Origin of the sequence: Bacillus sp. FSL L8-0167, from assembly GCF_038630295.1 — a bacterium.
GTDB classification, from domain to species: Bacteria; Bacillota; Bacilli; order Bacillales; family Bacillaceae; genus Bacillus; species Bacillus safensis.
On record NZ_CP152027.1, the window covers coordinates 2,338,417 to 2,362,203 of the forward strand.

Here is a 23,787-nt window from a genome sequence, read left to right on the forward strand (position 1 = left end):
ACACTATGAGCGAGCTAGAGAAAGTAGAACCGATTAATGATTATATGAACCCATGTTATCTTGAGTGATTTTTTGATGAAGCGCTGTGTTTAATCCGTTGGCAAGTACGTTTGCCATATCATCAATGAATGTATCGACTTCCTTAGGCGTGACCATTAAATTTTGCCCCAGGGGCGCAAGCACTTCGTGGATCAGCTGCCTTTTCTCTTCTTCAGGAAGGGTTCCTACGATGCCTAAGAATGATTGACGCGTTTCTTCATCTGGCAAGTCCTCTTCGTTAAGCACTTTTTTCTTCCCGAATGTCAAACCAGCCGGCACAAGAGAGCGGGATGGTCTATCATCTTTTAGTTCTCTACCAAAATGCTTTAAGACATAATCAATTGTGTCACTTGCAATGGTTACTGCATCCACCACTGTCGGAACGCCAATCGCAATCACTGGAATTCCCAATGTTTCTTTGCTTAATTCTTTTCGCTTATTCCCTACACCAGAGCCGGGATGGATACCTGTATCAGAAATTTGAATGGTTGTATTCACTCGTTCCACCGCACGAGCAGCAAGGGCATCGACCGCGATGACAAAATCAGGCTTAGACCGCTCGATCACGCCTTGGATAATGTCACTTGTTTCAATACCGGTCAGTCCCATCACACCAGGTGACAAAGAAGAAACCGGGCGATAGCCTTCCTGAACATTTTCCGGCTGCAATTCAAAGAGATGGCGGGTTACAAGCAGGTTTTCAACTGTGAGAGGACCTAGTGCATCTGGCGTAACATTCCAGTTTCCCAGCCCTACTACAAGGCAGCTTGCATCAGCCTGAATGCCTCGGTCTTTTAAAAACTGAGCAAAATGATGGGCAAAGACTTCAACGACTTTTTCTTGCATCTCAGAGTCTTTCTCCCGAATGCCTTGTGCCTCAAACGTCAAGTATGTCCCTGCCTTTTTGCCGGTCAGCTCCTCCCCTTCTTTCGTGATTTCCACAGTACGTATGCGGATGCCTTGCTCTTCTTTTTCCTTTTCGACAATCCCTTGGATCCCGTCCTTTTTGACGACATTCGGATCGTTCTCTTGTTCTAGTATCTCTTTTGTTTCAACAGCGAGGTCTGTCCGGATTTGATAAACGCTTAAATCAAGTTTCTGTTTCTCCATAAAAAGACTCCTTCCACCAAGTAATTAACAGTAGTCTTTCCATCTCTTGAAAGAAACATTCGAGTACGTCATCAATGAAAAATACTTTACATTTATATTGCATTCTAAAGGTGTGTTTGATAGAATACAATTTGTTCTATTGTGAAGATTTAACCTTAAGACAATTGTGTTTAGGTTGTATCTTAGGAGGTGAAACACATGCCAAATATTAAATCAGCGATCAAACGTACAAAAACGAATAACGAACGCCGTGCACATAACGTAACAATCAAGTCTGCGATGCGTACTGCGATTAAACAAGTTGAAGTTTCTGTAGCTAACAACGATGCTGAGCAAGCAAAAGCTGCTCTTGCTTCTGCTGCAAAACGCATTGACAAAGCCGTTAAAACTGGTCTTGTACACAAAAACGCAGCTGCGCGTTACAAATCAAGACTTGCTAAACAAGTAAACGGACTTTCTGCATAATGCTTGCAACGCCTCAGTGATGAGGCACCTGTTTAACTGTACGTCCGTCCTGACCGGCCGAGCCTTAAGGACAGACTGGCAATTATACATCTAAACAAAAACGACCCTCTTTTTAGAAGGTCGTTTTTTTATGTTCAAGCGCCTAACAAACGAAGCAGGAACAATTCTAACAGCAGCTGCTTGTCCTTTTTACCGGTTTTCATTTCATAATCAATCGTTGAAAGCTCTTTGACGATCTGCTTGAGCTCTTCTTCTGAAAACAGTCTTGCCTGATCCATCGCAAGTTTGACCCGAAACGGATGGACTTTTAGATTTGAAGCAATTTGTTTTTGTCCATATCCTTGCTGAGCGAAGTACTTCGTCTGCAAAATCAATCGAAATTGAGTTGAAATGAGTGCTAATATTTTAATGGGTTCCTCATTTTGCTTCAGCAGGTCATAAAACATCTGCATGGCCTCAGAGCGGCGTCTGTTTACGATTTGATTAATCAGCTCGAAAATATTTTGCTCTAAGCTTCTTGCAACGAGCTGATTGACATCTGCTAACTCAATTTCCTCCCGCTCTCCAATATATGTACTTAGCTTCCGAACCTCTTGGAATAGAGAGGAGAGACTCCCGCCGCATAGCATCACAAGCTGCTCAGCCGCTTCAGATGTAATCGTCTTTCCTTCTGTCTTCACCAGTGTGATGGTGAAATCAGTTGTTTCTTTTGGGTTTAACTCTTTCGCCTCAACGACAGCAGCTTTCTTTTTTAGCAATTTGGTGATTTTCTTACGCTCATCCAGCTTTTCATATGGTGCCAATAACACGAGAATGGTATAGGGCGCTGGCTTTTCTAAATAAGCTTCTAATACAGAAAGCTCATGCTCAATCTTTTCCTTTTTCTTTTCAGCTGTAAGAAAATAAGGATTCTTGATCACGACGAGACGTCTTTCTCCCATAAACGGAAATGTTTCTGCATCCGTCACAGCCTGTTCAAGCGGCACTTCTTCCATATCGAAGACGGAGTAATTAAAATCCTTCGTTTCTTCGTCTACTACAGCTTGTCTCAATTTAGCAGCGGTTTCTTGCAGTAAATATGTTTCTTTCCCATATAAGCAATAAACGGGATGGATATCCCCTCGTTTTAAATTGTTCCATACATCAAAGACCATCAATTGAATCCCTCTCTTTCACTTCCTCCTCTATCCTAAAGTGTGTGAAGACATTAGTAAAGAGGAAGCTGAAAGTGCCGCCTCCTCATTTATAGTAAACGTCCGGCGCAAGCTCCCGGGTCAGCCTGCTGTCAGACGATATTCATAAAATGATCATAAAATGGAAAACGGTTACTTTACCTTCTAGCAATTCCAAATGAGTTCAAGTATACTAAAATTAGCCAGGAGGGATGAAAATGAATGAATTTGAAAAAAATGTTCAAAGCAAGCGGAATGATGTGACCGACTCAGCTGTTGGTTTTATCGTCACATTCGGATTTTTCGCCTCAATGTTTATTTTGGCAACCATTATACACCTCGTTGGATCTTAACTTCATGAAGGTTACATGACTGCCGTTTTGGCAGTTTTTTTATTGAGTTTGTAAGATATCATATGGAGGGTGTGTGTAAAACGTTCCTTCCTCATCGAGAAATTCATACGTCACGCTCCCGTCGGTATCTGTACGATACACCTTCATTTGCTGGTCCTTTAATTTTTTCAAAACTTCCTGATGTGGATGCTGATAACGATTGCGTTCACCTGCTGAAATGAGTGCATGTGAGGCCTTGAGATGCTGAAGCCATTCTTCGCTTGTTGACCCTTTACTCCCGTGATGTCCAACCTTTAAGATATCTGCCCGCAGATGAGGAAAGGCTTCTATCATGTCTCGCTCCCCTTCTTGTTCAAGATCTCCAGTGAGCAGAAACCGCTTCCCGCCTAGAGTAAATGTCAAAACGAGTGAATCATTATTCTTAGTTGTAACCCGATCACGCGATGGATGAAGGACCTGAAATATTTGCTCTCCAATCTGAAGCTGATCTCCTCTCTCTAATTCATCAATCATAATCCCTTGATCAGCTGCTTCTTTTAACAGCTCCGCATCCTCTGGACTCCGCGCAAAGCCTTTTGGAATAGCCAGCCGCTTTACTTTATTTCGTTTGATTAAACGAGCTGCTTCTCCCATATGGTCTTGATCCGCATGTGTAAGAATAAGAACATCAAGTTTTGCTATTCCTTTAGAATGCAGAAACGGGATCAGCGTTTGATCACCGATCGTAGACACCTTACGTCTTTTTTTCCACGGTTCTTCTTCAAAAGAAAGTCTGCCTCCTGTATCCACAAGCAGGTGCCCCTTTCGATAGGGCAGCTGAATAAACAAACTATCCCCCTGTCCTACATCCAGCATTGTCACTTCCCCTTTTTCGAGAAAATTCGGGGTGAAATAGTGTGCACTCAAGACACCAATAAGAAAAAGGATCGGCAGTGCATAGGATTTCACAGAAGTTTTGCTCTCCATCACAAATAACAGAACAATTAAGGCGCTCACCTCAAGCAGAATATGCCACCAAGCAGACTTCATAAAAATCAAGTTGAATTCATCAAAAACAGCCATATAGGCTGACAATTGATGACTAAGCTGAATCACCGAATCAAGCAACTGAAACAATGTTTGTCCAAGCGGAAGATAAATGATAGTGAGAATAAAAAAGAGTAAGGACAGCGGCATAACGACCGTCGTATATAAAGGAACAAATATCATGTTCAAAGGTACGCTCAGTAAAGAGAATTGATGAAAATGATATAAAAGAACAGGAAGTGAAGCAAGCTGTGCAATAAAGGAAATCAGGAATAATTGCATGACTGAACTTTTTGCTTTTGATAAAATCCTAGTCGATAACAAAATAAAAAACGTGACCGCGAATGAAAGCTGAAATCCGATATCAAATAAATAAAGAGGATGAACCGCTAATAAGAGTAAAAACGTTGCACTTAATACCACAGCAGAAGGCTGTTTCATTTCTTTTGGCAGACTAGTCATCACTAAATAGATTCCTGCCATGAGGCAAGCTCTTAAAACAGATGGTGCAGCACCTGTCAAACAAGCATAAATTGGAAGAAAACATAAGAGAAGAATACGTGCTGTCTCTCTTGTCACGCCTGCACGAAGGAGACACCAAAATAAACATGCAAGAAGCGTTTGCACATGCAATCCTGAGATCGCTAGTAAATGAATAATGCCGAGCATTTGATAATCTCTTAATGTGTCAGGTTCTATCAACTCACGATCGCCAAAAATTAGTGCCTGTACAATGCCAACAGAGTGTTTAGGCACATGATCTTCTAAAAATTTCAAACCTTTTTGCCTTATCACTTGAAGAAAATAGGAAGACCCGTCTTTTTTTGTACAGTTTTTGATCGACTGTGGCAGAAAAATGGCGTCAATGCCTTTTGATTTTAAAAATTGATCGTATTGAAACCCGTTAGGAATGGTTGCTTGCTTTGCTGGACGAACATCACCTGTCATGTGACAGCTCATACCAGGTTCTACCTCTTTTAATGCCTCTTTTTCACGCTCTGTTTGAATTGTATAAAAAGTGGCTAGTTGTTCATGGTCTGTTGAAACAGTCGCTGAAAAACGATTGCCATCTGTTTTCGGAATACTTTCAATCACAACGGAACCAGATAGGAATTTTTCTAGTACGGGTTGATCCGTTTCAAGAGACTCATGAATCATAAAAATGAGTATATAGACAGCACCGCATAGGCTGACCATTAAAAAGAGCTGAGGCATATTTTTCAGTAGGCTGAGAAGTAATATGATGAGAAGAAAGAGAAGGAAATACATATGAAGATGATATGCAGCCAGAGCAATTCCAACAGCTGCTGAAATTGCCCCAAACGGCAAATATTTAAACATAGGAAGTAAATAATTGATTCGCCTTCTCATGCATATCGCGAATTTCTGTTTCGCTAAGTCCTGATTCACTCAGCTTCCCAATTAAATCTGCAACAAAGGCCAATTTTTCTTGATTTTTTAAGTCGATGATCATTTCATCTAATTCAACTTGCTCTGTTTGAACACCCGCCTGCTCGAATAAATCAATCGCATATGGATGATTTTTATAATCCTTTGCATAGTACACTGTTCGTATGCCCGCTTGAATGATGGCTTTACAGCACTGTAAACAAGGAAAATGTGTGACATATATTTCAGCATCAGCTGTAGGTGCACCAAATTTGGCACATTGTAAAATAGCATTCATTTCCGCATGGATGGTGCGAACACAGTGATGATCAATGACATAGCACCCTACATCCGCACAATGAACATCACCGGCAATGGAGCCATTATACCCCCCTGCAATGATGCGCTTGTCCCTTACGATGGTCGCCCCAACAGCTAACCGCTCACAGGTGCTTCGTAAAGCAAGCAAATGGCTTTGTGCCATAAAATATTGATTCCATGAAATTCTTTCCACGAGCTGATCCCTCCAGAATGATGGTTGATATTAAGTGTACATGCCTTTCTTCTCTAACGTCAATTCTACTTCACGGTCAATTGACTTTTCAGCCGTTCAATCGTCTTTTCCCCAAAACCTGAAATGTTCCGCAAGTCTTCAATTTGTTGAAATTCTCCGTGTTCCTCTCTATACATTATTATAGCTTCGGCTTTAGCTGGTCCTATGCCGTTAATGGTTTGCAATTCGGCTGCATCGGCCTGATTGACATTCACACCTTCACTCTTTTCAACGCCCGTTGATGCGTCAGCTGATGCTGTTTGCGCCTCTCTTTCCGCTTCCCCCTGCTTCCGAACATAAATCATCATACTATCCTCTAATTTAGCTGCTTGGTTGATTTCAATCGAGTCTGCTTTGCTGGTAAAGCCTCCTGCCCTTTGAATCGCTTCCTCTACCCGAGCATCAGATTGAAACGTATAAACACCTGGCTTCCTTACAGCTCCTTTGACCTCTACAAAAATCGTCGATGGCTCTTTTTCTGTCTTTTCTTGTTTGTCTTCTAATGTGACTTGTATGTCTTTATTTTCCTTCAATACACTTGGCTCTCTGTTGCCCTCTCCTTTTCCAGTGAAAAAGAAGAAACTGAAGATGATCACGACTATGAGTCCAGCGGCGATATAAAGACTGTATTTTTTTAATGAAATGAGTCGTTTCACTTACTCACGCTTCTTTCAATCATATTTTTCTACTGCTCAACATACTGTTTAGAAGATAACAGATCCAATGCGTCTAAGGAGGGAGAACGTTTGAATATAGGGTTAATCGGTACAGGAAACATGGGTACCATACTTACTGAGGCATTTATTGAATCAAAGGCAGTCAATCCCTCATCGATTACTATTACAAACCGAACCATTGAAAAAGCGTTCAATATAAAAAAGAACCATCCAGAGCTTGAAGTAACGAAACAGCTTTCAGGGGCTGTCACGAATAAAGATTTCATTTTTGTTTGTGTCAAACCACTTGATATTTATCCACTGTTAAAAGAGCTGAGCCCTCTTTTAACGGAGCAGCAAACCATTGTCATCATTACAAGTCCGGTTCATCCTGAACAGCTTCAGGATATCGTTCCTTGTCAAACAGCCAGGCTGATTCCAAGCATTACAAACCGCGCTTTATCAGGCGCATCACTTTTAACTTTTGGTTCATCATGCAATGCCGCGACGAAAACTGCGTTAAGACAGTTAGCTTCGTGCATTTCAACACCTATCGAGATCCATCATTCGATTACAAGAGCGGCTTCCGATATTGTCAGCTGCGGACCTGCTTTTATCAGTTTTCTCGTTCAGAAAATGATTGAAGCGGCCGTAGAAGAAACGGATATTTCCAAAGAAGAAGCCACCACCTTATCAGAGGATATGCTTGTTGGACTTGGCCGATTGATTGAAAAAAGAGTCTATACCCTTCCGACACTGCAAGACAAAGTATGTGTGAAAGGCGGCGTCACTGGTGAAGGCATTAAAGCACTTGAAGCAGGGGTGCAAGATATGTTTCACCGTCTCTTTCAAAACACCCATGAAAAATTCGATGAAGATCTAGAGGCGGTTGCGCATCAATATCCGCCAAGCGTGTTCACTGATGATCGCAGAAATTAATCATCTTTGCAACAAGCGAAAAAAGGGTTTTAAAAAACCATCGTTCTATTAAACGATGGTTTTTGGTTTCTTAGCTGAGATGAAATACCTTTCGGCGAATTCACCGGGGGCTTCATTTGTAAAATCAGCAGTCACTTCTATTTGTTCAAAGCCAGCTGACTCAAGGAACGCTGCATATGTTTCAAATGGAAATGTGCGCTGTTCATGTGTCTCATCATAACGCTGATACATGTCTCCGTCTTTTACAAAAAAGCTTAAATCATGAATGACCGAATACATGTCATCCCCTTTATCACTCTGCCAAATATAGCTGATCTCTTCATCTTGATCTGCATAAGTCGAACCCGGGAATACCTCTTCCATTTTATAAGGCGTATGAACATCAAAAAGTAAAACCCCATCTGCCTCTAAAAGCTGAAACATGTTTTTAAAGGTTTTTTTGACGTCATTTTCGTTTTTTAAGTAATTCAAGGAATCACAGCAAATAACAGCTGCCTGGAAGGCTTGCTCAAAGCCCGTAACCTCTCTCATATCTTGATGTAAAAATTGAATCGACTGCTTTTTCGCCTGCGCTTTTTGCTGCGCGAAGGCCAGCATTTCTTCACTGAGGTCAATTCCTGTGACCTTGTGGCCCTTTTCAGCTAACCGAAGAGAAATCTCTCCAGTTCCACAGCCTACATCGATGATGGCAGCATTCGGCTTCATATACTGCTGGATCCACTGAACCCATTCATCATAAGGTGCATGTGTCATGAGCTCGTCATACACACCTGCAAACCCTTGATAAATCATGAGTTAATGCCAAGTGAAAGCGTTTCTCTCGGCGCATCTCCCCATAGCTTTTCTAGATTGTAGTATCCTCTTTCTTCTTTGTGGAACACATGGGCAATGACATCACCTAGGTCAATCAATACCCATCTTGCTTCATCAAAGCCTTCCATCTTCTTCACTTCGATTCCGCTTTCCTCTGCAAAATGTTTTACTTCTCTTGCAATGGCTTGCACTTGTTTATCAGAATTCCCGTGACAAATGAGAAAATAATCTGCAACAAGTGAGATTCCTTGCATATTAAGGGCAATAATATCCTCAGCCCGTTTATCATCGCATGCTCCTGCTGCGACGTTTAAAATTGATGATGAATCCATCCAAATTCCTCCTTAGTTGTTCTTATGCACAAGCGAGTTGTAAGTAGCAAGCGTATCTGGAAAGACTGGCTGATTCTTTTTCATTAGAAAACTGATGGTGTTTTTTAATGATTGGATCAGTGCACGATCTAGATCATGTTCTGCTAATTCCCTTACTTCTTCGACACCAGGGAAATGACGTCCTGGTTCAATATAATCTGCGACATAAATGACTTTTTCAAGTAAGGTCATGTCTGGTCTGCCGGAAGTATGAAATTCAATAGCTGTTAACACATCTTGATCATCAATTCCAGCTTCTTTTTTGACCAAATAGGCACCAACCGGGGCGTGCCAAAGCTCGGGCGAATATTCAAGCAATAAAGGGTTCATCTGTTCTTTTTGGATAATCCCCTTCATTTCTTCTTTTGGTCTAAATTTCGCATAATCATGAAAAATAGCGGCGATCTCTGCTTTTTTCACATCTGCACCGAACCGTTCCGCTAATGAAATGGCTGTCTCCATGACTCCGAGTGTATGTGTATATCTATGCTCTGTTAACTGCTCTTTGACACAGTTCAATGCTTCTTCACGATTCATATAAATGATGCTCCTTTATATAACGCTCAACAGCTTTCGGAATCAAATAATCGACAGGGTTCCCCTGCTCTATTCGCTGCCTAATCAATGTCGATGATACATCAAAAGCTGGAACATCTGCAAATAAAACAGGATATCCCGTACTTCCAACGTAACCCGGCCTTTTCATCCCAATAAAGGTGATCATTTGAAGCAAATCATCGATCCGATGCCATTTTGGCAAATACTCGACCATGTCCGCTCCTATCATAAAAAAAAACTGATCTTCTGGATGACGCTTCTTTAACAGATCGACTGTATCTACCGTATAAGACGGACCCTCCCGCTCCATTTCAATGAGCTCGAGCCGAAAATATGGATTTGACTGAATCGCCGCCTCCACCATTTTTATCCGGTGATGACTATCTGCTCGTTTCCGTCCAGTTTTATGAGGAGGCATATGGTTTGGGATAAACCAAATTTCATCAAGCCCCACTTGAATCCGCACCTCACTTGCCATCAGCAAATGCCCGTTATGGGGAGGATCAAACGTACCGCCGAACAACCCTATTTTTTTCATATCGCATCCACCTTTACGGCAGCTTAATTTGTTTATTTTCCTTAGATTCTTTGTAAAGGACAATCACATTTCCGATCGTTTGAACGAGTTCAGCCTTTGCACCTTTTACAAGTGCTTTCGCAACTTCCGTTTTGTCCTCGTCGCAATTTTGCAATACGCTGACCTTTAACAGTTCTCTTGCTTCAAGCGCCTCGGAAATTTGCTTGACCATATTGTCATTCACCCCGCCTTTTCCAACTTGAAAAATAGGTGATAAATGATGTGCTTGTGCACGTAAAAAACGTTTTTGCTTACCTTTTAACATGGTGTTCCTCCTAATTTCTCTATAACAATTGACTTCATTTTTCCGGCGTCAGGTGTAATGCCTGTCCACAGTTCAAAGGCTCTTACTGCTTGTCCAACAAACATGCCAACCCCATCCACTGTTTTCAAGCCTAAACCTGCTGCTTCACTGAGCAGTTTTGTTTCTATTGGATTATACACAATATCACAAACGACCGCTGTTTTTTTTGCGTTCGCTAAAGAAATCGGGGTTTCTTCAACATTCGGATACATGCCGATCGAGGTCGTATGGATGATGACATCATATTCCCCAAGCCGCTCTTCCGCTGCATTTAATGTGATTGCTTGAGATGTGATTTTCCCCTCTGCACTTTCAATTAAAGCTTCAGCTTTTTCAATGGTGCGGTTCGTAATATCAAAGCTCTTCGGTGCATACTGAGCAATTGTCGTATAAATCGCTCTTGCCGCTCCGCCAGCACCAATCAAGAGAAATGACAGCTCTGATAGCGGCTGATCCAAGGCTTCAAGCAATGAATGAAGAAAGCCTTCTCCATCTGTATTGTACCCAACGAGCTGACCCCCTTCGAGCCTCACCGTATTGACGGCACCGAGGCGTTCAGCTGTCACATCAATTTTGTCGAGGTACTGCATGATTTCTACCTTGTGAGGAACAGTGACGTTAATGCCGCTGATTCCTAACGCTTTCATGCCGCTAATCGCATCTTTCAGGTCATCACTTTCTACTTGAAAGCCATGATAATGTCCATCAATTCCAGCGTCCTTTAGTGCTGCATTATGAATATCCGGAGACATTGAGTGGCCAACAGGGTTACCGATTACTCCGTATAAAGGTTTCAAGGTCTCTCCCCCTTTGAACATTTAAATTAACGAACGTCTCATAAACACATGAACGCCTTTTGGCGCATAAACTTTGATTTGCTTGCCCGCATCATTTGCAGTAACCCAGCCTAAACCTGAAAAGACGATGTCCATTTTTGGCTGATCAATGGTAAAGGTATGCGGAACGAGCGGCGGGAAATCTTCCATTCCCTCTTTTGATGGCGGTGACAAGAGTTCCCCTGCATGTTTTTCATATAAATCATCTGCGTTCTCCAGCTTTGTCCGGTGAATGTTCAGCTCATTTGGCATATAGCAGACAAATGATGTTCTGCCGCCTTTTACGTAATCAAATCGAGCCAGTCCGCCAAAATAAAGCGTTTGTGCTTCATTTAATTGGAACGTTCTCGGTTTCAATTCTTTTTTCGGCGTTAAAATCTTCAAGTCATTTTTGCTGACATAGTGCGCCATTTGATGGCGGTTGATGATGCCCGGCGTATCAAATAAAGCAGACCCGTCATCAAGCGGAATTTCAATCGCATCAAGTGTAGTACCTGGATATTGGGATGTAGTAATAACGTTCTCTTCGCCAGATACTTCTTTGATGATTCGATTGATAAATGTTGATTTTCCAACATTCGTACAGCCGACAACATAGACATTTCTTCCCTCGCGGTAATGATCGATCGCTTCCATCACCTCAGGCACACCCTGGCCTCTGCTTGCACTGATTAAGAAAACATCGATAGGATTTAATCCGTTTTCTTTTGCTTCCCGTTTCATCCAATGAATCAGACGATCTTTTTTCACGGATTTCGGTAAAATATCCACTTTGTTGCCGACAAGTAAAATCGGATTACCGCCGACAATACGGCTCAGTCCATTGATCCAGCTTCCGTTAAAGTCAAAAATATCAACGACCTTCACAATGAGAGAATCTGTCTCTCCAATGCTGTGCAATATATTTAAAAAGTCGTCCTCTGTTAAAGAAACATCTTGAATCTCATTGTAGTTCTTTAACCTAAAACAGCGCTGACAGATCACATCTTCTTTCAATAGAGATGCTGCCGGCGCATATCCTAATTGATCTTTATCTTCCGTCTGAATGGCTACACCGCAGCCAATACAAACAACCTTTTCCATTATTACTCTTCCTCCCACTGAATGTGGCCCTTACGCTTTAAGGCTCCTAAAATTCTGCGTTCAATCTGCCTGTTAAACTTTGTGAAAAATCCGTCCGAGGCAGCAACAGGAACGACCAAAATCGTATGGAAGCCATGACGATTCCCGCCAAGAACATCTGTCATGAGCTGATCTCCAATGACAACCACATCTTCTTTTTTCAACTGCATATCAGCGACTGCCTTATTAAAGGCTCTTCCCATAGGCTTTCTCGCTTTATAAATAAACGGAATATGAACCGGTTCAGAAAAAAGCTTGACCCTTTTTTCATTATTGTTCGATACAATCGTCACTTGTATCCCGTGATCTTTCATTTCTTGAAACCATTCAATTAAGCGCGGTGTCGCACTTGGACGGTCCCATTCTACTAGTGTGTTATCTAGATCGGTAATAATTCCTTTTACATTTCGTTCTTTTAATTTTTGCGGTGAAATGTGGAAAATACTTTTCACAAATTCATCCGGTAAGAAATACTTCTTTAGCACAATTTGCACCCTTTCTTCCATTGGTTTTCAGCGATTGTGTCGAATCAAATCACAATTTGTCTGTCTATCGAATACAATGAAAAAGTTTTCGACATATGATGAGGACCTTCAACAGGTGTGGATAATTTTACACACATTATCCACCTATATTCCATCACGCTTTCATTCAATTATAAACACTCTACCCACAAGTTATCCACTTAACCATGTGGATAACAGAACGATTGTTCTTGTTTCCCATTCATGGTAGATTAAAGGTACTTCAAAGACAGTCGATCAACCTATGATGATATGTCTTTTCCTCAAATTTTATGCCAACTTTTTCAGGGGAGGTGTTTTTCCCATCATATGGGTTTCTAGTATGAAAAAGCTGTCAGATGATTTACTTATAGAATCGTATTATAAAGCAAATGAAATGAACTTAAATCGCGACTTCATTGAATTAATTGAGACAGAAATGAAAAGACGTTCGCTCGGGCATATGCTCTCTGTTTCCTCTTAATTCCATATCACAGGAACCATGCCTCCCGAGCACTCTCCTTTTTTAAACTCAGGTGACTGATATTATATCACTTGCGCTATAGGCTTACTACTATTTTCCGTAAAAAACACCCCTTCTGATGAAAGAAGAGGTGTCTTAATTGCAAGGCTGTTCATTCCAAAACCATAACCCTCCGCCTACGACTAAAATGACCACAAGGAACACAACAAGAAAAGCGTAACCGATTCCTGCTCCTTGTGCTGGATAAGGCGAACACGCAGGGTAAGGATAAGGACATCCCCACATATCAGTTACCTCCTTCTAGGAAGATATACTGTTAGACTATGCTGGATGGATGGTCTTGTTTAGGCAGATGGCCATCATTTAAAAATGTTTGATGACATCACGCTCTTTGATTTCGTTATAAATAATTCTCGCCCCTTTTGGTGTCATATGATTGCCAGAAGGGTCGATCAAACCTGATTGAATCAGGGCATGATCACTATCTTCTCCAGCTTCTCGGATGAAAGCTTTCCAGTTGTCGACAAGCGGCACCTGCTCATCATTCGCTACTTCTCTGATGATATCATTATAAGAGTTTTGCCAGGCTCTTGCCCCGCCTCTCCCGGCAAAATAAGATGACTTATATCTAGAGTAATAATACAAGCCCTTTTTCCCGCCTTCTACAACAGGCACACAGGTCATGAGAATCGGGGTTATGCCTTCTTTTCTACTTTCAGAAACAAAGTAGATTAAATTTTCTTTAAACCGTTTTTTCGTCACTCGGGGATGTTTCCCGTCTAAAATCGCCGCATCATTCGTGCCGAACATGATGAGGACGTAAGTTGGTTTCTGTTTTAAAATATCCTGCTCAAAGCGAAGTTTCGCGTCTTCAGTCGTCTGCCCGCCAATACCTGCATTCTTCACTTGAATTTGGCCGCGCTCGACGTTTTTCATGAGATTCACCCATTTTTCAGATGTTGGATAATCTCGAAAGTCCCAGTTTGATCCTCTTGTATTGCTGTCACCAAATGCAATGACGCTTTCTTGTACTGGCTTAGAGCAACCAGCAGCAACACATAGTAGGATAAAAAGGAAAACATATTTCTTCACAACATTCACCTCCAAAAGCCCTCTTCATATATTAAACGACAAGACTTTTGGTTTCAATGAATGAATGTTTTTGACGAATGCTGCCTATTGCAGCTGAACAGGCATATATGCTTTGTCATGGTGCAGCAGTTCACTTACTTTTACAAATTCATAGCCCCTCTTCTTCAACTCAGGAATCACTTGTTTCAATGCTTCTACCGTTTGCTTGCGATTTCCTCCGCCATCATGTAAAAGGATGATATCGCCGCCTTGAATATGATCAATGATTCGGCTTGCAATTTTACGTGCGCCTGGTCTTGACCAGTCCTTCGGATCTTGCGTAAAGGACCACATGACCACATCGTACCCTTGCTTTGATAGAATGCGGAATGATTTCATTGTTAAGCGTCCACCAGGAGGGCGAAATAATAAGGGACCGCCAGGCTGGAGTGAAGCGATATGAGCCGCTGATTCTTTTAATTCCCGCTTGATCTCCTTTGACGACAAAAGGTCAAAATACGTATGATTCATCGTATGATTGCCGAGTTCATTCCCCTCGTCCACAATCCGTTCTGCGATCATTGGATATGTATGAATTCGGCTCCCTATCACAAAAAAGCTTGCATTCACTTGATGGTCCTTCAGCACATCCAATATTTGATTTGTATACACTGGATGAGGTCCATCATCAAAGGTGATCGCAATCTTTTTCCGTTCCGCTCTCACATCCCAAAAGGCACGTCCCGTTTTTTCAAGATCGACTCGTTTTAATGTACGTGCCTCTATTTTATTAGGAATAAAAGCACATAGCAGCCATATACACATCAAGATATGCAGCCCTCTCATTCGACCGCCTCCTCCACCGAACATCATTACCGATAAATTGCCCGCTTTCTCATCAATTCATGCTCATATCCGCTTTTTTTTAAATAAAAAAAGCCGGCCATATTGGCCCGCTCTTTGTTTCACGTTTGGTTTCTCTCTTCAACTGTCGAACGTTGCTTAGAATTCATACAGACACTCTCCTTCTTGGATTTGATTTTGAGCCCATAATAATTTCTGATAATACTGGTTGGACTTCTTGTATTGTTGAGAGGCTTCTAAGGCTGTCGCAATTTCTAGTGAGATATCCTCTATATAAGAGTATAGGCTAAGTTTTTCCAAATAATCAATGGTTTTTTGCAGTTGGTCTTCATTGATTTCCTGAACATATAAAGCATCCAGGTACTCAAACATATGACAGAACAGCTGGTCTTCATGCTTCTTTGCAGCCAATTTCCCATCTTCTAATATGCGCAGGGCATCCGCTTGTTCATTCTGTCTAAAAAGCAGCTTCGCCAGCGTATAGAGCGTATGCGGAAGCGTTGGAAGCAGCTCTTTGCGGGCAAGATCAGCAGATTCCGTTAAATATCGTTCCGCTTCCTCTCTATAGCCAAGCTCACCATAACATTTTCCTAAATTATAGAGCGCTGAACTGTATATGCGCGGGTGATCAATTTGAGATGCGAGCTGTTTTGCCTTTTTTAAATGAGGCAGTGCCCGGTCTTTTCGTTTTAAATCTTGATAATTTCCTGAGATGACAAAGAGACATTGAATGATGCGAATGGTATACGCATCATGCTGATCGTATATTTCCAGCGCCTTTAAAATATGGTGCATGGAGACATGTGTTTGTTTCATGATATAGTAGGCTTCTGCCACTTTAAAATGAAACTCTGCCTGCTCAATATCATCAAATACCATGGACAGCTGCTTTTCTGCGACTCGATAATATTTGACTGCTTCTAAATATTCTTTTTGACTAAATTCATGCATGCCACGAAAAAATGCATGGTAATAATGCAGCATATCAGATAACTCATGATTGGAGTTTTCGATTTTATCGACTAGATTAGATACTGAGAAAGGTTGATATTTTGAAGGGTGTATATAGTCAAGCATGATTTGGTGCCGAAAACACATGAGCTGATAATAAATCAGTAAATGCTGGTCCTCTTCCATCTGTTCAATTTCCGCTTCAACTTCCGCTTTCAAGATTTCCGCATCTGGAACACTGAACTGCCGTATCATTCGATACCATTCATTAATTTTCATACCTACATGTGAAGATAGAACCTTCCCCATGTTCCGAAAAAACCCCTTCCTTTTCGGTCTAATATTACATATTTTAGCACGCTTCTTGACCGCCAAGCACCGCAAAGAAACCGCAAACATATGAGGGGAGCTGTAAAAAGAGACGAACATTTTTCGAAAAACATGATTTTTTCATCGTACAGACACAGACAATCCCCCCTTCACATACATTTGAGGATATAGGCAGCGGCCTAAACATGGTGGAGGTGAAAATCGTGGCAGGAGTATTTACAGCGATGGGATTGATGGTCAAAGAATTGGTGTTTTTAGTGTCCTATGTCAAAAACAATGCCTTTCCACAGCCCCTTTCGGGAGATGATGAAAAAAAATACTTAGCCCTCATGGCACAGGGTGATGAACATGCAAGAAACATGCTGATTGAACATAACCTTCGGCTCGTCGCCCATATTGTAAAGAAATTTGAAAATACCGGGGAAGACGCTGAAGACCTCATCTCCATCGGGACGATCGGACTCATTAAAGCCATCGAAAGCTATTCCTCTGGAAAAGGAACAAAGCTGGCAACGTATGCGGCGCGGTGTATTGAAAATGAAATTCTCATGCATTTACGCGCGCTCAAAAAAACGAAAAAAGATGTCTCCTTGCATGATCCCATCGGTCAGGATAAAGAAGGCAACGAAATTTCATTAATCGATGTCTTAAAATCCGAAAATGAAGATGTGATCGACACCATTCAGCTCAACATGGAGCTTGAAAAAGTAAAGGAGTATATTGACATTCTCGACGGCCGAGAAAAAGAAGTCATCGTCGGCAGGTTCGGCCTTGATTTAAAGAAAGAAAAAACGCAGCGGGAAATAGCCAAAGAGCTTGGGATATCGCGGAGCTATGTGTCACGTATTGAGAAGCGCGCGCTGATGAAGATGTTTCATGAGTTTTACCGGGCGGAGAAGGAGAAACGGAAAAGGGAGAAGGGGAAGTGAAAATAAATTTTCCTAACTTCTAACAAAAACAGACCTCACTAGGTCTGTTTTTTATTTCGGCAATAAGCTACTGTCTCTCTGCATTTCTTTTGATAATAGCTGCCGCCTTAGCCCTCAAGAACAGTGGCAAGATTTTGGTCATGAACTAAGGCGTGAAGGAAATCAATTCATTATGCTCCACTATTTAGAGTACTGCAGGAAATGATGGCAAAGCGATTTGCATATAAGTATTGTATTCTGCATTAATGCTTAAAAAATTTAAATACGAAAAAATAAAATATGATGCTTCGTGTATTCTTGCTAATCAATTTTTTTGAAGAGAAAAAGGCTCTGTTAAAAGTAAATGTTGATATTTGATACCTGTCAGAAAGCTTAGTATAATCAATACAAGAACAAACATTCGGGATATTAGAAGTATGAGGAAGGCGTTTAGTAATTTGTTAAAACACATTGATAAACTACCGCTTACCCAAAAGAACAACTTGCTGCAAGAGACCCTATAAACGTAACAGTTTCCAAGGGTCATGTTATGAAAACAAGGTTGATAGTATGATTGGTTCTAAACTGACACCAGATCATGTAGATTGTGTCGTTTAATTCAACAAGAATATTTTTCAGAGATAGCAGTACTTAAACAAACAATTTAACTTTGGAGTGATCATAATGATTAAGTTTTTTGAGTACAACTGGCAAGTTAGAGACGAATGGGTTAACTGGTGTCATCAACTAACAACAGAAGAGTTGTTACAAGACCGCATAGGTGGAGTGGGGAGTATTTTATACACTCTTTTTCACATTATCGATGTTGAATATAGTTGGCTCCGTGGTATTCAGGGTAAAGAAGACGTGGTATTGAATTTTGATGATTACAAGTCTCTGACGAAGGTAAAAACTCTCTCATCTACTTTACGACATGAAATCGTTGAAATTTTAAAGTTTCATTTAGATGAAAAACAAGATCGAATAGTAACAGTTCCTTGGGATGAAGATGAATACACTAAAAATGAAATATTACATCATATAATTGCCCACGAAATTCACCATATCGGTCAACTTTCTGTTTGGGCAAGAGAAAAAGAATTAACACCTGTATCTGCTAATTTTATCGGTAGAAAGTTAAAATCAGTACATTCTTATGAAAAGTAAGGTCAGTTAAAGATCCATTCATTTATTCCACTATGCCATTTTCTTTTAAAAAGCACTCAAATAATTGCTGACCTTTCTCTTCGATTTGAGCATCTTCAATTGAATATTCCCCAATGAATAAGCCTAAATGATTGTATTCCTCATAACTCTTTAAGAGATTCAACCCGTAACTTTTTTGATCAAAAAACAATAACCATCTTCCTGTTTCTAAACTCTTAAAAAACACGCCTTCATAATCACAACCTTGTTCATAATATCCTACATGTACATGCATACTCTAACCTATGTATTCTTTCATCTGTACACACTTTTATCTTGCTCCCTTAACTTTCATATCTTGCTGAAAATCAATATTCCTTAACTCAACCCAATCAACAAAATCAGGTACCGTTTTTGTCGTCAAAAAGTATTGGACGATTTGATAAGCCTGATTGCGGTCGACATAGCTGCACGATGGCACATGCAATGGTGATCCTGCTATGAAATGCTCGATCGTTTCGATCTTTTCTGCCTTTTGAAAAGGGACTAAACAATCTGGATATCTGATGATAAAGAATCCATACGGCTCAGTATAAAAGAAAACTAGAGTCTCGCATTCCCAATCTTCCTCTATCTCAATGGAAGATTCCCCGTTACCTTGTTTCCAATACTCTTCACCCTCCTGAAAGAAGATCTTTTTCATGAATTCTTCTCCCGGATTTTCTACTGGAGCTCCTGTAGGCCCGTAGTATAAAAACATCAATATCGCTCCTTCATGCCTATATCAATTTGGATTTAACCAATTGTTCTATTCCCCTCAAAATCATAAAAAGCTTGTGTTTGCTGGTTTAATTTTAGCATGTGAGATAGCTTTGGGTTTAGCTTTTGAAAGGTTTGAGTGCTGACCCATTTTACTTCTTCAATATCCTGATCCGGATCTAGAATGTTCATCTCTCCTCCGGTGATTCTCGCAAAGAACGTAATGATAAGCGCATGATGTTTTTTATCTTGAAAGAACGCTTCTCGAACCGAATGAAGTTCATTTACTTTGACAACATACCCTGTCTCTTCTTTTACTTCACGGATGACAGCCTGCTGCAGGTGTTCACCTTTTTCCACAGCACCGCCCGGAAGTTCCCAATATCCCTTTACATTCTTGACTGTTAATAGATTTCCTTCCTCATCATAAATAATAGCTGAAACCACGTCTACTCGTTTCAAATAAATCCCCCTCAACATTCTCCATTCAATTGCCGAATATATGGCACGAACTGTTCATTTTATACATTCTTATTATACTGTATTAGTAGTCAGCGATTGGAGGCCAGAGCATGTGGATGATCAACATTTTACTTATTGTACTCACAAGATTTACAAGAAATATCGTTTCTCTTTTGAGACAACTCAAAGCGTCAAACGAGAAAATCATTCAACTGTTAGAACATCAAAAACCGAAAAAAACACCTCACGCAACCGGAGGTGTTTACAATAGGAGAAATCTTATCGTTTTTCATCAAACAACATATATCTAATTCGCCGAATATAATGAAGCGCAATATGACCGAGACATAAAATAAGCCCAATCATCGCAAGGATATAGATGGGCAGCATCAAACCAGGTACATAGTTTACGACAAATCCCAAACTAAACGCTGTCAGCATATATATGCTGATCAACCTCATCAATACCATTCGAAGCCCTCCCTTTCTACAATCACTTTAACATATTTTCCCTTCATTCTCATAATTGGCTTTAAAAAAGATGCGAATCCATTAAGACTTGCATCTTTTTTACGTATTCAATTCACCTTTTTCGCCCGGGCTTCCTTCCACTGCTCAAGCTCCGAGACTGTTAGTAATTGAAATCCTTGTTTGGTCAATTCTTTGATGATCGTGACAGCTGCGTTTGCAGAGGTGTCATAGATGTCGTGCATTAAGACGGTTTCTCCGCTAGACGCATGTGTAAGAATGTAGTTGGCGACGTATTGGCTGTTGCGATATTTCCAGTCTTCAGGATCTACGTCCCAAAGTGTGACTTTCATGTTGACAGCCGCGTTGATCTGACTGTTTGTTCCACCATATGGCGGTCTAAAGTGAGTCGGTGTGAACCCGCCTGCTTTTTCAATGATTTGCTGTGTATCTTCTACTTGTTTGATAGCTTGTTTTAATGGCAGTCTTGTGAGTAAAGGGTGGTTATAGGAATGATTTCCGATTTCATTTCCACCTTTTCTGATTTCACCCAGCATATCAGGATAATATTGAACCCTGCTTCCTAATACAAAAAATGTCGCATGTCCTTTGTTTTCTTTTAAAGCTGTTAAGATTTTTGAGGTCGTTGATGGATTTGGTCCATCATCAAATGTAAGGGCAATGGCTTTTTGATTTGGGTTGAATACTCCCTGTTTTGGCAGTTTTACGATCTTTCTTTTTGCGATCGGTTCTTTTTTCTCGTTTTTGTTCTTTTCTTTATTGATGTATTCTGGCTTTAACATGCCTTTAAGCAGTGTTTTCTTAATCGCCAGCTCTTGAGGGCCTTGTTTGTCTGGTGCAATTTGCCCTGCTGGGAAGTAGAATTCAATAAAACGATCTTTGATGGCAAAATACTGATAATGCTCTGCTTTAGGAGACGTTCCTTGTTTGAGCAAATGCTCGTTTTCAGCAAGAGAGCGATCTTTTTTCAACTCCTCAAATGTCATTTGAGACAGTTTTTGCAGACTTTTTTTCTTTGATAAAAATAGATCATCAATTGATAAAAACTGCTGTTTCTTGAAATCAAAATTGAATATCTTCGTTTCATGTGCGCCTTTTACTCCGCCTTTCCATTCATATGTATTGAATTTGATCGCAGCAGTTTGTTTGGCATAATGAGTAATCTCGTAATCTATGTTTAATTCGTATCGATGATCTTCATCGACATCACTTGCTTCACTAAACGATGTTTTGAATTTGTCCAGCGCTGTTTCTGCAAATCTTTTCATCTCTTGATCTAGCTTTTTTTGATGAAACACAGGATAGTTCACAGCATATCTCAAGTATCTCCCGTCATTCACGAGGGTCACAATTTCAACTTCTTTATAGCTCGCATCTGGTTCTACCTTCTTCTTCTCTGTCCCGCTTGCCTGCTGATTATGATAAAACGCAGCGATTCCGATGATCATCGCAAGTCCGCATAGGACGAGACTGACTTTCCATTTCATTGACACAATGATTCTCCTCTCGTGATGCCGTCATGCCTGAATGACGTGTGTTTGTAGGATAGACTTTGCATGCACCCTTTTTAGTTTGCAAATCACATAACTGTCACATTTTCGACACATTTTTAGAGAGGAATAAAAAAAGGACTTGATTTCTCAGTCCTTTGATTACTTTTGCATATATAGTTGAAATAATTTCGTTTCTTCATCAATGGAACGCGCTCGATCAAATGCCGCTCTGACCGTCTTTGTATTGTTCATGAGCTCGTACAGCATGGTCAGCACAAAAATAAATGCTGCATTCCCATCGATGTAATCGTCCGGTGCCGTATAAGATGTAGCTCCTGACTCTAAGAAAGCATCTGCTAAATTTTTCTCTCCTAGTGTGCAGCCTGTAGAGATGACATGAACTCCTTTTAAGGAGGCATACCGCTTGATTTCATCCACTCCAAAGGCAGTATCTCTAGGCTCCTCATCTTCGTAAACATCTTCCCCTAATTCAGGCATGATAAATGCTCCTTCTTCACCGTGAAACGATAAAAGAAGGTAATCTATTTCACCTCTAGCTCTACCAGATAACACATGAATCAGATCATTCGGTCTTCCGATCCAATGCATATCGACTTTCACGCCGAAGTTTTCAAGTGCTGCACGCAGGGCAAAAGATTCCAGCTCACTATTGGGTCCTGCTGCTAATATGATACGCATGGCCTGTTGATCCACTTCTATCTCCTCCAGACTATGATAAAAATAAAACCATTTTTTCCTCATCTGCATATGTATCAGCCCATTTTAGCGCTTTTTCTTCGACAGCGTACGACTCAAATCCAACGGAGCGATAGAGGCGCTTGGCTGAGTGATTAGTTGTCACCACTGATAAATACATTTGCTCGATATCCTGCCGTTCTCGCGCAAAGGAAAGAGCTTTTGTCATCAAGGCCTGGCCTGCTCCTTCTCCGCGGGCACTAGGTGTTACATACATCGCTGTCAGATTCGCTCGGTGCTTTAACTTCTGCAAGGTTTCTTGGATGAGCGTGACTGCCCCCACAAGCTGCCCTTGATGAAAAGCGCCAAAAGTCCACATAGATTGGGCCGAATCAAAACGCGCTTTATATTTGTCCTTTGTATTGATTTGCTCTTCCTCATAGCTCATCGCAAAACCCTCTGGATTTAATCGCAGTGCTTCTAGTCTGAGTGCTGCATATTCTTCAGCATCATCTGGTGTTAACAATCGAATATTCAGAAAACCGCCTCCAAAAGAATGATGGATACTTCCAATTTTATCTTGAAAGAAGATTTTGATCAAAGGATATTGGTCCCTCTGCACATATCTCTTTACCTATATGCAAATTAGACTCGCTTTCCCACCTGTAAAAACAAGGTATTTCAGATCATGTTTACGTGTTTTATTCTAGCAAAAACGATTCTTTTCTCACTTATCTTTTCACCTTTTTTATATTAATCTATAACTAATTCATGAAAAAAATGAAAAAAAAGGATTGCGATAAACTAAAAGATATCTTAAGATAAAATAGTAATAAAAATACAAAAAAGGGAGGAATTTGATATGACAGAAACAAGAAATGAAATCAAACTACATGTTCTTTTTGGTGCTTTAGCAGTAGGATTCCTTATGCTAGCTCTTTTTTCCTTCTCGCTACAAATGCTGCCCGTTGCTGATCTAGCAAAAGAATTTGGTATTCCAGGCAGTGTTGCAGCTGTTGTTCTGAACGTGGTTGAAGCGGGCGGGGCTGTTACAACAATTGTCTCCATTTTAACTGCTGTAGGATCAGGTGGTCTTTCTCTCATTGCAGCGGCTGGTAAAGAGACAATTCGTCAGTACCTTAAAAACGAAATTAAGAAAAAAGGCCGTAAAGCTGTTATTGCTTGGTAATTCAATTTTATGACCCAATAGAAGGAGACTTTGTTCTCCTTCTATTTAAATTTTTATGCAGGTGAGAAGATGTTATATCCATTATTATCACTACTTCTATCAATTAGAATGAAACAACAATATTCAAATCTAGCTCAGTTTATAATACGCAGGGTTTCA

Annotated in this window: 31 protein-coding genes; 7 read left to right on the forward strand and 24 right to left on the reverse strand. The window is 40.6% G+C overall.

Annotation, left to right across the window (positions count from 1 at the left end; genetic code table 11):
* Nucleotides 1–33: 33 nt before the first annotated feature.
* The gene (gene gpr, locus MHB66_RS12060; RefSeq protein WP_024423041.1) at nt 34–1,149 is read right to left on the reverse strand and encodes a GPR endopeptidase; all 1,116 of its coding nucleotides are present in this window, start codon (nt 1,147–1,149) and stop codon (nt 34–36) included.
* A gap of 198 nt (nt 1,150–1,347) precedes the next feature.
* On the opposite strand from gpr, the gene rpsT reads away from it, so the two are divergent.
* A complete protein-coding gene (gene rpsT, locus MHB66_RS12065) occupies nt 1,348–1,614 on the forward strand; it encodes a 30S ribosomal protein S20 (RefSeq protein WP_024423042.1) in 267 nt (88 codons plus the stop codon).
* Nucleotides 1,615–1,748: 134 nt separating this feature from the next.
* Here rpsT and holA read toward each other — a convergent pair whose 3' ends face one another.
* On the reverse strand, nt 1,749–2,768 hold the full coding sequence (holA, locus tag MHB66_RS12070) for a DNA polymerase III subunit delta (RefSeq protein ID WP_046311824.1): 1,020 nt from the start codon (nt 2,766–2,768) through the stop codon (nt 1,749–1,751).
* 236 nt (nt 2,769–3,004) lie between these two features.
* Between holA and MHB66_RS12075 the strand changes: the two genes are divergently transcribed.
* Entirely contained in the window at nt 3,005–3,139 is a 135-nt protein-coding gene (locus MHB66_RS12075; protein ID WP_012010638.1) for a YqzM family protein, read from the forward strand.
* A gap of 39 nt (nt 3,140–3,178) precedes the next feature.
* Here MHB66_RS12075 and MHB66_RS12080 read toward each other — a convergent pair whose 3' ends face one another.
* The 3 genes from MHB66_RS12080 to MHB66_RS12090 all read right to left on the reverse strand — a co-directional run bounded on the left by MHB66_RS12080 (nt 3,179) and on the right by MHB66_RS12090 (nt 6,763).
* The gene (locus MHB66_RS12080; protein WP_046311825.1) at nt 3,179–5,506 is read right to left on the reverse strand and encodes a DNA internalization-related competence protein ComEC/Rec2; all 2,328 of its coding nucleotides are present in this window, start codon (nt 5,504–5,506) and stop codon (nt 3,179–3,181) included.
* Nucleotides 5,499–6,068: a ComE operon protein 2 gene (locus tag MHB66_RS12085; RefSeq protein ID WP_024423045.1), complete on the reverse strand. Its 570-nt coding sequence runs from the start codon at nt 6,066–6,068 to the stop codon at nt 5,499–5,501. The genes MHB66_RS12080 and MHB66_RS12085 overlap by 8 nt, the downstream gene beginning before the upstream one ends.
* A gap of 65 nt (nt 6,069–6,133) precedes the next feature.
* Entirely contained in the window at nt 6,134–6,763 is a 630-nt protein-coding gene (locus MHB66_RS12090; protein WP_046311827.1) for a helix-hairpin-helix domain-containing protein, read from the reverse strand.
* A 90-nt stretch (nt 6,764–6,853) separates the two neighbouring features.
* Between MHB66_RS12090 and comER the strand changes: the two genes are divergently transcribed.
* Nucleotides 6,854–7,702 carry a late competence protein ComER gene (gene comER, locus MHB66_RS12095; protein ID WP_024423047.1) on the forward strand — a complete coding sequence of 283 codons (849 nt, stop codon included), beginning with the start codon at nt 6,854–6,856 and terminating at the stop codon, nt 7,700–7,702.
* A 48-nt stretch (nt 7,703–7,750) separates the two neighbouring features.
* Here comER and MHB66_RS12100 read toward each other — a convergent pair whose 3' ends face one another.
* From MHB66_RS12100 to MHB66_RS12135, 8 genes are read right to left on the reverse strand one after another with little or no spacing between them, the layout of a single operon-like run.
* The gene (locus MHB66_RS12100) at nt 7,751–8,494 is read right to left on the reverse strand and encodes a class I SAM-dependent methyltransferase (protein WP_041106941.1); all 744 of its coding nucleotides are present in this window, start codon (nt 8,492–8,494) and stop codon (nt 7,751–7,753) included.
* On the reverse strand, nt 8,491–8,847 hold the full coding sequence (rsfS, locus tag MHB66_RS12105; RefSeq protein WP_046311830.1) for a ribosome silencing factor: 357 nt from the start codon (nt 8,845–8,847) through the stop codon (nt 8,491–8,493). The genes MHB66_RS12100 and rsfS overlap by 4 nt, the downstream gene beginning before the upstream one ends.
* Nucleotides 8,848–8,859: 12 nt before the next feature.
* Entirely contained in the window at nt 8,860–9,423 is a 564-nt protein-coding gene (gene yqeK / locus MHB66_RS12110) for a bis(5'-nucleosyl)-tetraphosphatase (symmetrical) YqeK (protein ID WP_034280084.1), read from the reverse strand.
* Nucleotides 9,413–9,982, reverse strand: a complete 570-nt coding sequence (locus tag MHB66_RS12115; RefSeq protein WP_034280081.1) for a nicotinate-nucleotide adenylyltransferase — start codon at nt 9,980–9,982, stop codon at nt 9,413–9,415. The genes yqeK and MHB66_RS12115 overlap by 11 nt, the downstream gene beginning before the upstream one ends.
* Nucleotides 9,983–9,995: 13 nt before the next feature.
* Nucleotides 9,996–10,286 (reverse strand): ribosome assembly RNA-binding protein YhbY, encoded by a 291-nt coding sequence (yhbY, locus tag MHB66_RS12120; RefSeq protein WP_008342507.1) that lies wholly within the window; start codon nt 10,284–10,286, stop codon nt 9,996–9,998.
* Complete coding sequence (gene aroE, locus MHB66_RS12125; protein ID WP_046311834.1) at nt 10,280–11,122, reverse strand: shikimate dehydrogenase; 843 nt, start codon at nt 11,120–11,122, stop codon at nt 10,280–10,282. Before aroE ends, yhbY begins: the two co-directional genes overlap by 7 nt.
* Before the next feature lie 21 nt (nt 11,123–11,143).
* A complete protein-coding gene (gene yqeH, locus MHB66_RS12130) occupies nt 11,144–12,244 on the reverse strand; it encodes a ribosome biogenesis GTPase YqeH (protein WP_034661381.1) in 1,101 nt (366 codons plus the stop codon).
* A 2-nt stretch (nt 12,245–12,246) separates the two neighbouring features.
* Nucleotides 12,247–12,768 (reverse strand): YqeG family HAD IIIA-type phosphatase, encoded by a 522-nt coding sequence (locus MHB66_RS12135; protein ID WP_008356191.1) that lies wholly within the window; start codon nt 12,766–12,768, stop codon nt 12,247–12,249.
* 361 nt (nt 12,769–13,129) lie between these two features.
* Here MHB66_RS12135 and MHB66_RS12140 point away from each other — a divergent pair, with 361 nt between their 5' ends.
* Nucleotides 13,130–13,270, forward strand: coding sequence for a sporulation histidine kinase inhibitor Sda (locus MHB66_RS12140; protein WP_003217327.1), 141 nt, complete (start codon nt 13,130–13,132; stop codon nt 13,268–13,270).
* A 135-nt stretch (nt 13,271–13,405) separates the two neighbouring features.
* On the opposite strand, the gene MHB66_RS12145 is transcribed toward MHB66_RS12140, so the two are convergent.
* The 4 genes from MHB66_RS12145 to MHB66_RS12160 all read right to left on the reverse strand — a co-directional run bounded on the left by MHB66_RS12145 (nt 13,406) and on the right by MHB66_RS12160 (nt 16,465).
* Nucleotides 13,406–13,555, reverse strand: a complete 150-nt coding sequence (locus MHB66_RS12145) for a hypothetical protein (protein WP_162842499.1) — start codon at nt 13,553–13,555, stop codon at nt 13,406–13,408.
* A gap of 78 nt (nt 13,556–13,633) precedes the next feature.
* Nucleotides 13,634–14,362: a GDSL-type esterase/lipase family protein gene (locus tag MHB66_RS12150; protein WP_235362264.1), complete on the reverse strand. Its 729-nt coding sequence runs from the start codon at nt 14,360–14,362 to the stop codon at nt 13,634–13,636.
* 84 nt (nt 14,363–14,446) lie between these two features.
* Nucleotides 14,447–15,187: a polysaccharide deacetylase family protein gene (locus tag MHB66_RS12155; RefSeq protein WP_046311839.1), complete on the reverse strand. Its 741-nt coding sequence runs from the start codon at nt 15,185–15,187 to the stop codon at nt 14,447–14,449.
* Between the two features lie 156 nt (nt 15,188–15,343).
* Complete coding sequence (locus MHB66_RS12160; protein ID WP_024427938.1) at nt 15,344–16,465, reverse strand: tetratricopeptide repeat protein; 1,122 nt, start codon at nt 16,463–16,465, stop codon at nt 15,344–15,346.
* Between the two features lie 221 nt (nt 16,466–16,686).
* On the opposite strand from MHB66_RS12160, the gene sigK reads away from it, so the two are divergent.
* Together sigK and MHB66_RS12170 are read left to right on the forward strand one after the other, a co-directional pair.
* Nucleotides 16,687–17,415, forward strand: a complete 729-nt coding sequence (gene sigK / locus MHB66_RS12165) for an RNA polymerase sporulation sigma factor SigK (RefSeq protein WP_034738387.1) — start codon at nt 16,687–16,689, stop codon at nt 17,413–17,415.
* Nucleotides 17,416–18,078: 663 nt separating this feature from the next.
* Entirely contained in the window at nt 18,079–18,561 is a 483-nt protein-coding gene (locus MHB66_RS12170; RefSeq protein WP_034280063.1) for a DinB family protein, read from the forward strand.
* A 22-nt stretch (nt 18,562–18,583) separates the two neighbouring features.
* Here MHB66_RS12170 and MHB66_RS12175 read toward each other — a convergent pair whose 3' ends face one another.
* The 7 genes from MHB66_RS12175 to MHB66_RS12205 form a co-directional block, all read right to left on the reverse strand.
* A complete protein-coding gene (locus MHB66_RS12175) occupies nt 18,584–18,835 on the reverse strand; it encodes a DUF3986 family protein (protein ID WP_046311842.1) in 252 nt (83 codons plus the stop codon).
* A 36-nt stretch (nt 18,836–18,871) separates the two neighbouring features.
* Nucleotides 18,872–19,300 carry a hypothetical protein gene (locus tag MHB66_RS12180; protein WP_046311844.1) on the reverse strand — a complete coding sequence of 143 codons (429 nt, stop codon included), beginning with the start codon at nt 19,298–19,300 and terminating at the stop codon, nt 18,872–18,874.
* A 35-nt stretch (nt 19,301–19,335) separates the two neighbouring features.
* Nucleotides 19,336–19,761 carry an NUDIX hydrolase gene (locus tag MHB66_RS12185; protein WP_034280057.1) on the reverse strand — a complete coding sequence of 142 codons (426 nt, stop codon included), beginning with the start codon at nt 19,759–19,761 and terminating at the stop codon, nt 19,336–19,338.
* Nucleotides 19,762–20,040: 279 nt separating this feature from the next.
* On the reverse strand, nt 20,041–20,232 hold the full coding sequence (locus MHB66_RS12190) for a hypothetical protein (protein ID WP_034280052.1): 192 nt from the start codon (nt 20,230–20,232) through the stop codon (nt 20,041–20,043).
* A 107-nt stretch (nt 20,233–20,339) separates the two neighbouring features.
* Nucleotides 20,340–21,743 (reverse strand): polysaccharide deacetylase family protein, encoded by a 1,404-nt coding sequence (locus MHB66_RS12195; RefSeq protein ID WP_046311848.1) that lies wholly within the window; start codon nt 21,741–21,743, stop codon nt 20,340–20,342.
* A 159-nt stretch (nt 21,744–21,902) separates the two neighbouring features.
* The gene (locus MHB66_RS12200) at nt 21,903–22,457 is read right to left on the reverse strand and encodes a hypothetical protein (RefSeq protein WP_034280049.1); all 555 of its coding nucleotides are present in this window, start codon (nt 22,455–22,457) and stop codon (nt 21,903–21,905) included.
* Nucleotides 22,458–22,473: 16 nt separating this feature from the next.
* Nucleotides 22,474–23,040, reverse strand: a complete 567-nt coding sequence (locus MHB66_RS12205) for a GNAT family N-acetyltransferase (RefSeq protein WP_231122780.1) — start codon at nt 23,038–23,040, stop codon at nt 22,474–22,476.
* Between the two features lie 261 nt (nt 23,041–23,301).
* On the opposite strand from MHB66_RS12205, the gene MHB66_RS12210 reads away from it, so the two are divergent.
* A complete protein-coding gene (locus tag MHB66_RS12210) occupies nt 23,302–23,628 on the forward strand; it encodes an uberolysin/carnocyclin family circular bacteriocin (RefSeq protein WP_034280046.1) in 327 nt (108 codons plus the stop codon).
* Nucleotides 23,629–23,787: the final 159 nt, after the last annotated feature.

Excerpts from the sequence above, each read along its gene's own strand:
- gpr (WP_024423041.1), bottom strand. The coding sequence starts at position 1,149 with ATGGAGAAACAGAAACTTGATTTAAGCGTTTATCAAATCCGGACAGAC.
- rpsT (WP_024423042.1), top strand. The coding sequence starts at position 1,348 with ATGCCAAATATTAAATCAGCGATCAAACGTACAAAAACGAATAACGAA.
- holA (WP_046311824.1), bottom strand. The coding sequence starts at position 2,768 with ATGGTCTTTGATGTATGGAACAATTTAAAACGAGGGGATATCCATCCC.
- MHB66_RS12075 (WP_012010638.1), top strand. The coding sequence starts at position 3,005 with ATGAATGAATTTGAAAAAAATGTTCAAAGCAAGCGGAATGATGTGACC.
- MHB66_RS12080 (WP_046311825.1), bottom strand. The coding sequence starts at position 5,506 with ATGTTTAAATATTTGCCGTTTGGGGCAATTTCAGCAGCTGTTGGAATT.
- MHB66_RS12100 (WP_041106941.1), bottom strand. The coding sequence starts at position 8,494 with ATGATTTATCAAGGGTTTGCAGGTGTGTATGACGAGCTCATGACACAT.
- rsfS (WP_046311830.1), bottom strand. The coding sequence starts at position 8,847 with ATGGATTCATCATCAATTTTAAACGTCGCAGCAGGAGCATGCGATGAT.
- yqeK (WP_034280084.1), bottom strand. The coding sequence starts at position 9,423 with ATGAATCGTGAAGAAGCATTGAACTGTGTCAAAGAGCAGTTAACAGAG.
- MHB66_RS12115 (WP_034280081.1), bottom strand. The coding sequence starts at position 9,982 with ATGAAAAAAATAGGGTTGTTCGGCGGTACGTTTGATCCTCCCCATAAC.
- yhbY (WP_008342507.1), bottom strand. The coding sequence starts at position 10,286 with ATGTTAAAAGGTAAGCAAAAACGTTTTTTACGTGCACAAGCACATCAT.
- yqeH (WP_034661381.1), bottom strand. The coding sequence starts at position 12,244 with ATGGAAAAGGTTGTTTGTATTGGCTGCGGTGTAGCCATTCAGACGGAA.
- MHB66_RS12140 (WP_003217327.1), top strand. The coding sequence starts at position 13,130 with ATGAAAAAGCTGTCAGATGATTTACTTATAGAATCGTATTATAAAGCA.
- MHB66_RS12145 (WP_162842499.1), bottom strand. The coding sequence starts at position 13,555 with ATGTGGGGATGTCCTTATCCTTACCCTGCGTGTTCGCCTTATCCAGCA.
- MHB66_RS12155 (WP_046311839.1), bottom strand. The coding sequence starts at position 15,187 with ATGAGAGGGCTGCATATCTTGATGTGTATATGGCTGCTATGTGCTTTT.
- MHB66_RS12160 (WP_024427938.1), bottom strand. The coding sequence starts at position 16,465 with ATGGGGAAGGTTCTATCTTCACATGTAGGTATGAAAATTAATGAATGG.
- MHB66_RS12170 (WP_034280063.1), top strand. The coding sequence starts at position 18,079 with ATGATTAAGTTTTTTGAGTACAACTGGCAAGTTAGAGACGAATGGGTT.
- MHB66_RS12175 (WP_046311842.1), bottom strand. The coding sequence starts at position 18,835 with ATGCATGTACATGTAGGATATTATGAACAAGGTTGTGATTATGAAGGC.
- MHB66_RS12180 (WP_046311844.1), bottom strand. The coding sequence starts at position 19,300 with ATGTTTTTATACTACGGGCCTACAGGAGCTCCAGTAGAAAATCCGGGA.
- MHB66_RS12190 (WP_034280052.1), bottom strand. The coding sequence starts at position 20,232 with ATGGTATTGATGAGGTTGATCAGCATATATATGCTGACAGCGTTTAGT.
- MHB66_RS12210 (WP_034280046.1), top strand. The coding sequence starts at position 23,302 with ATGACAGAAACAAGAAATGAAATCAAACTACATGTTCTTTTTGGTGCT.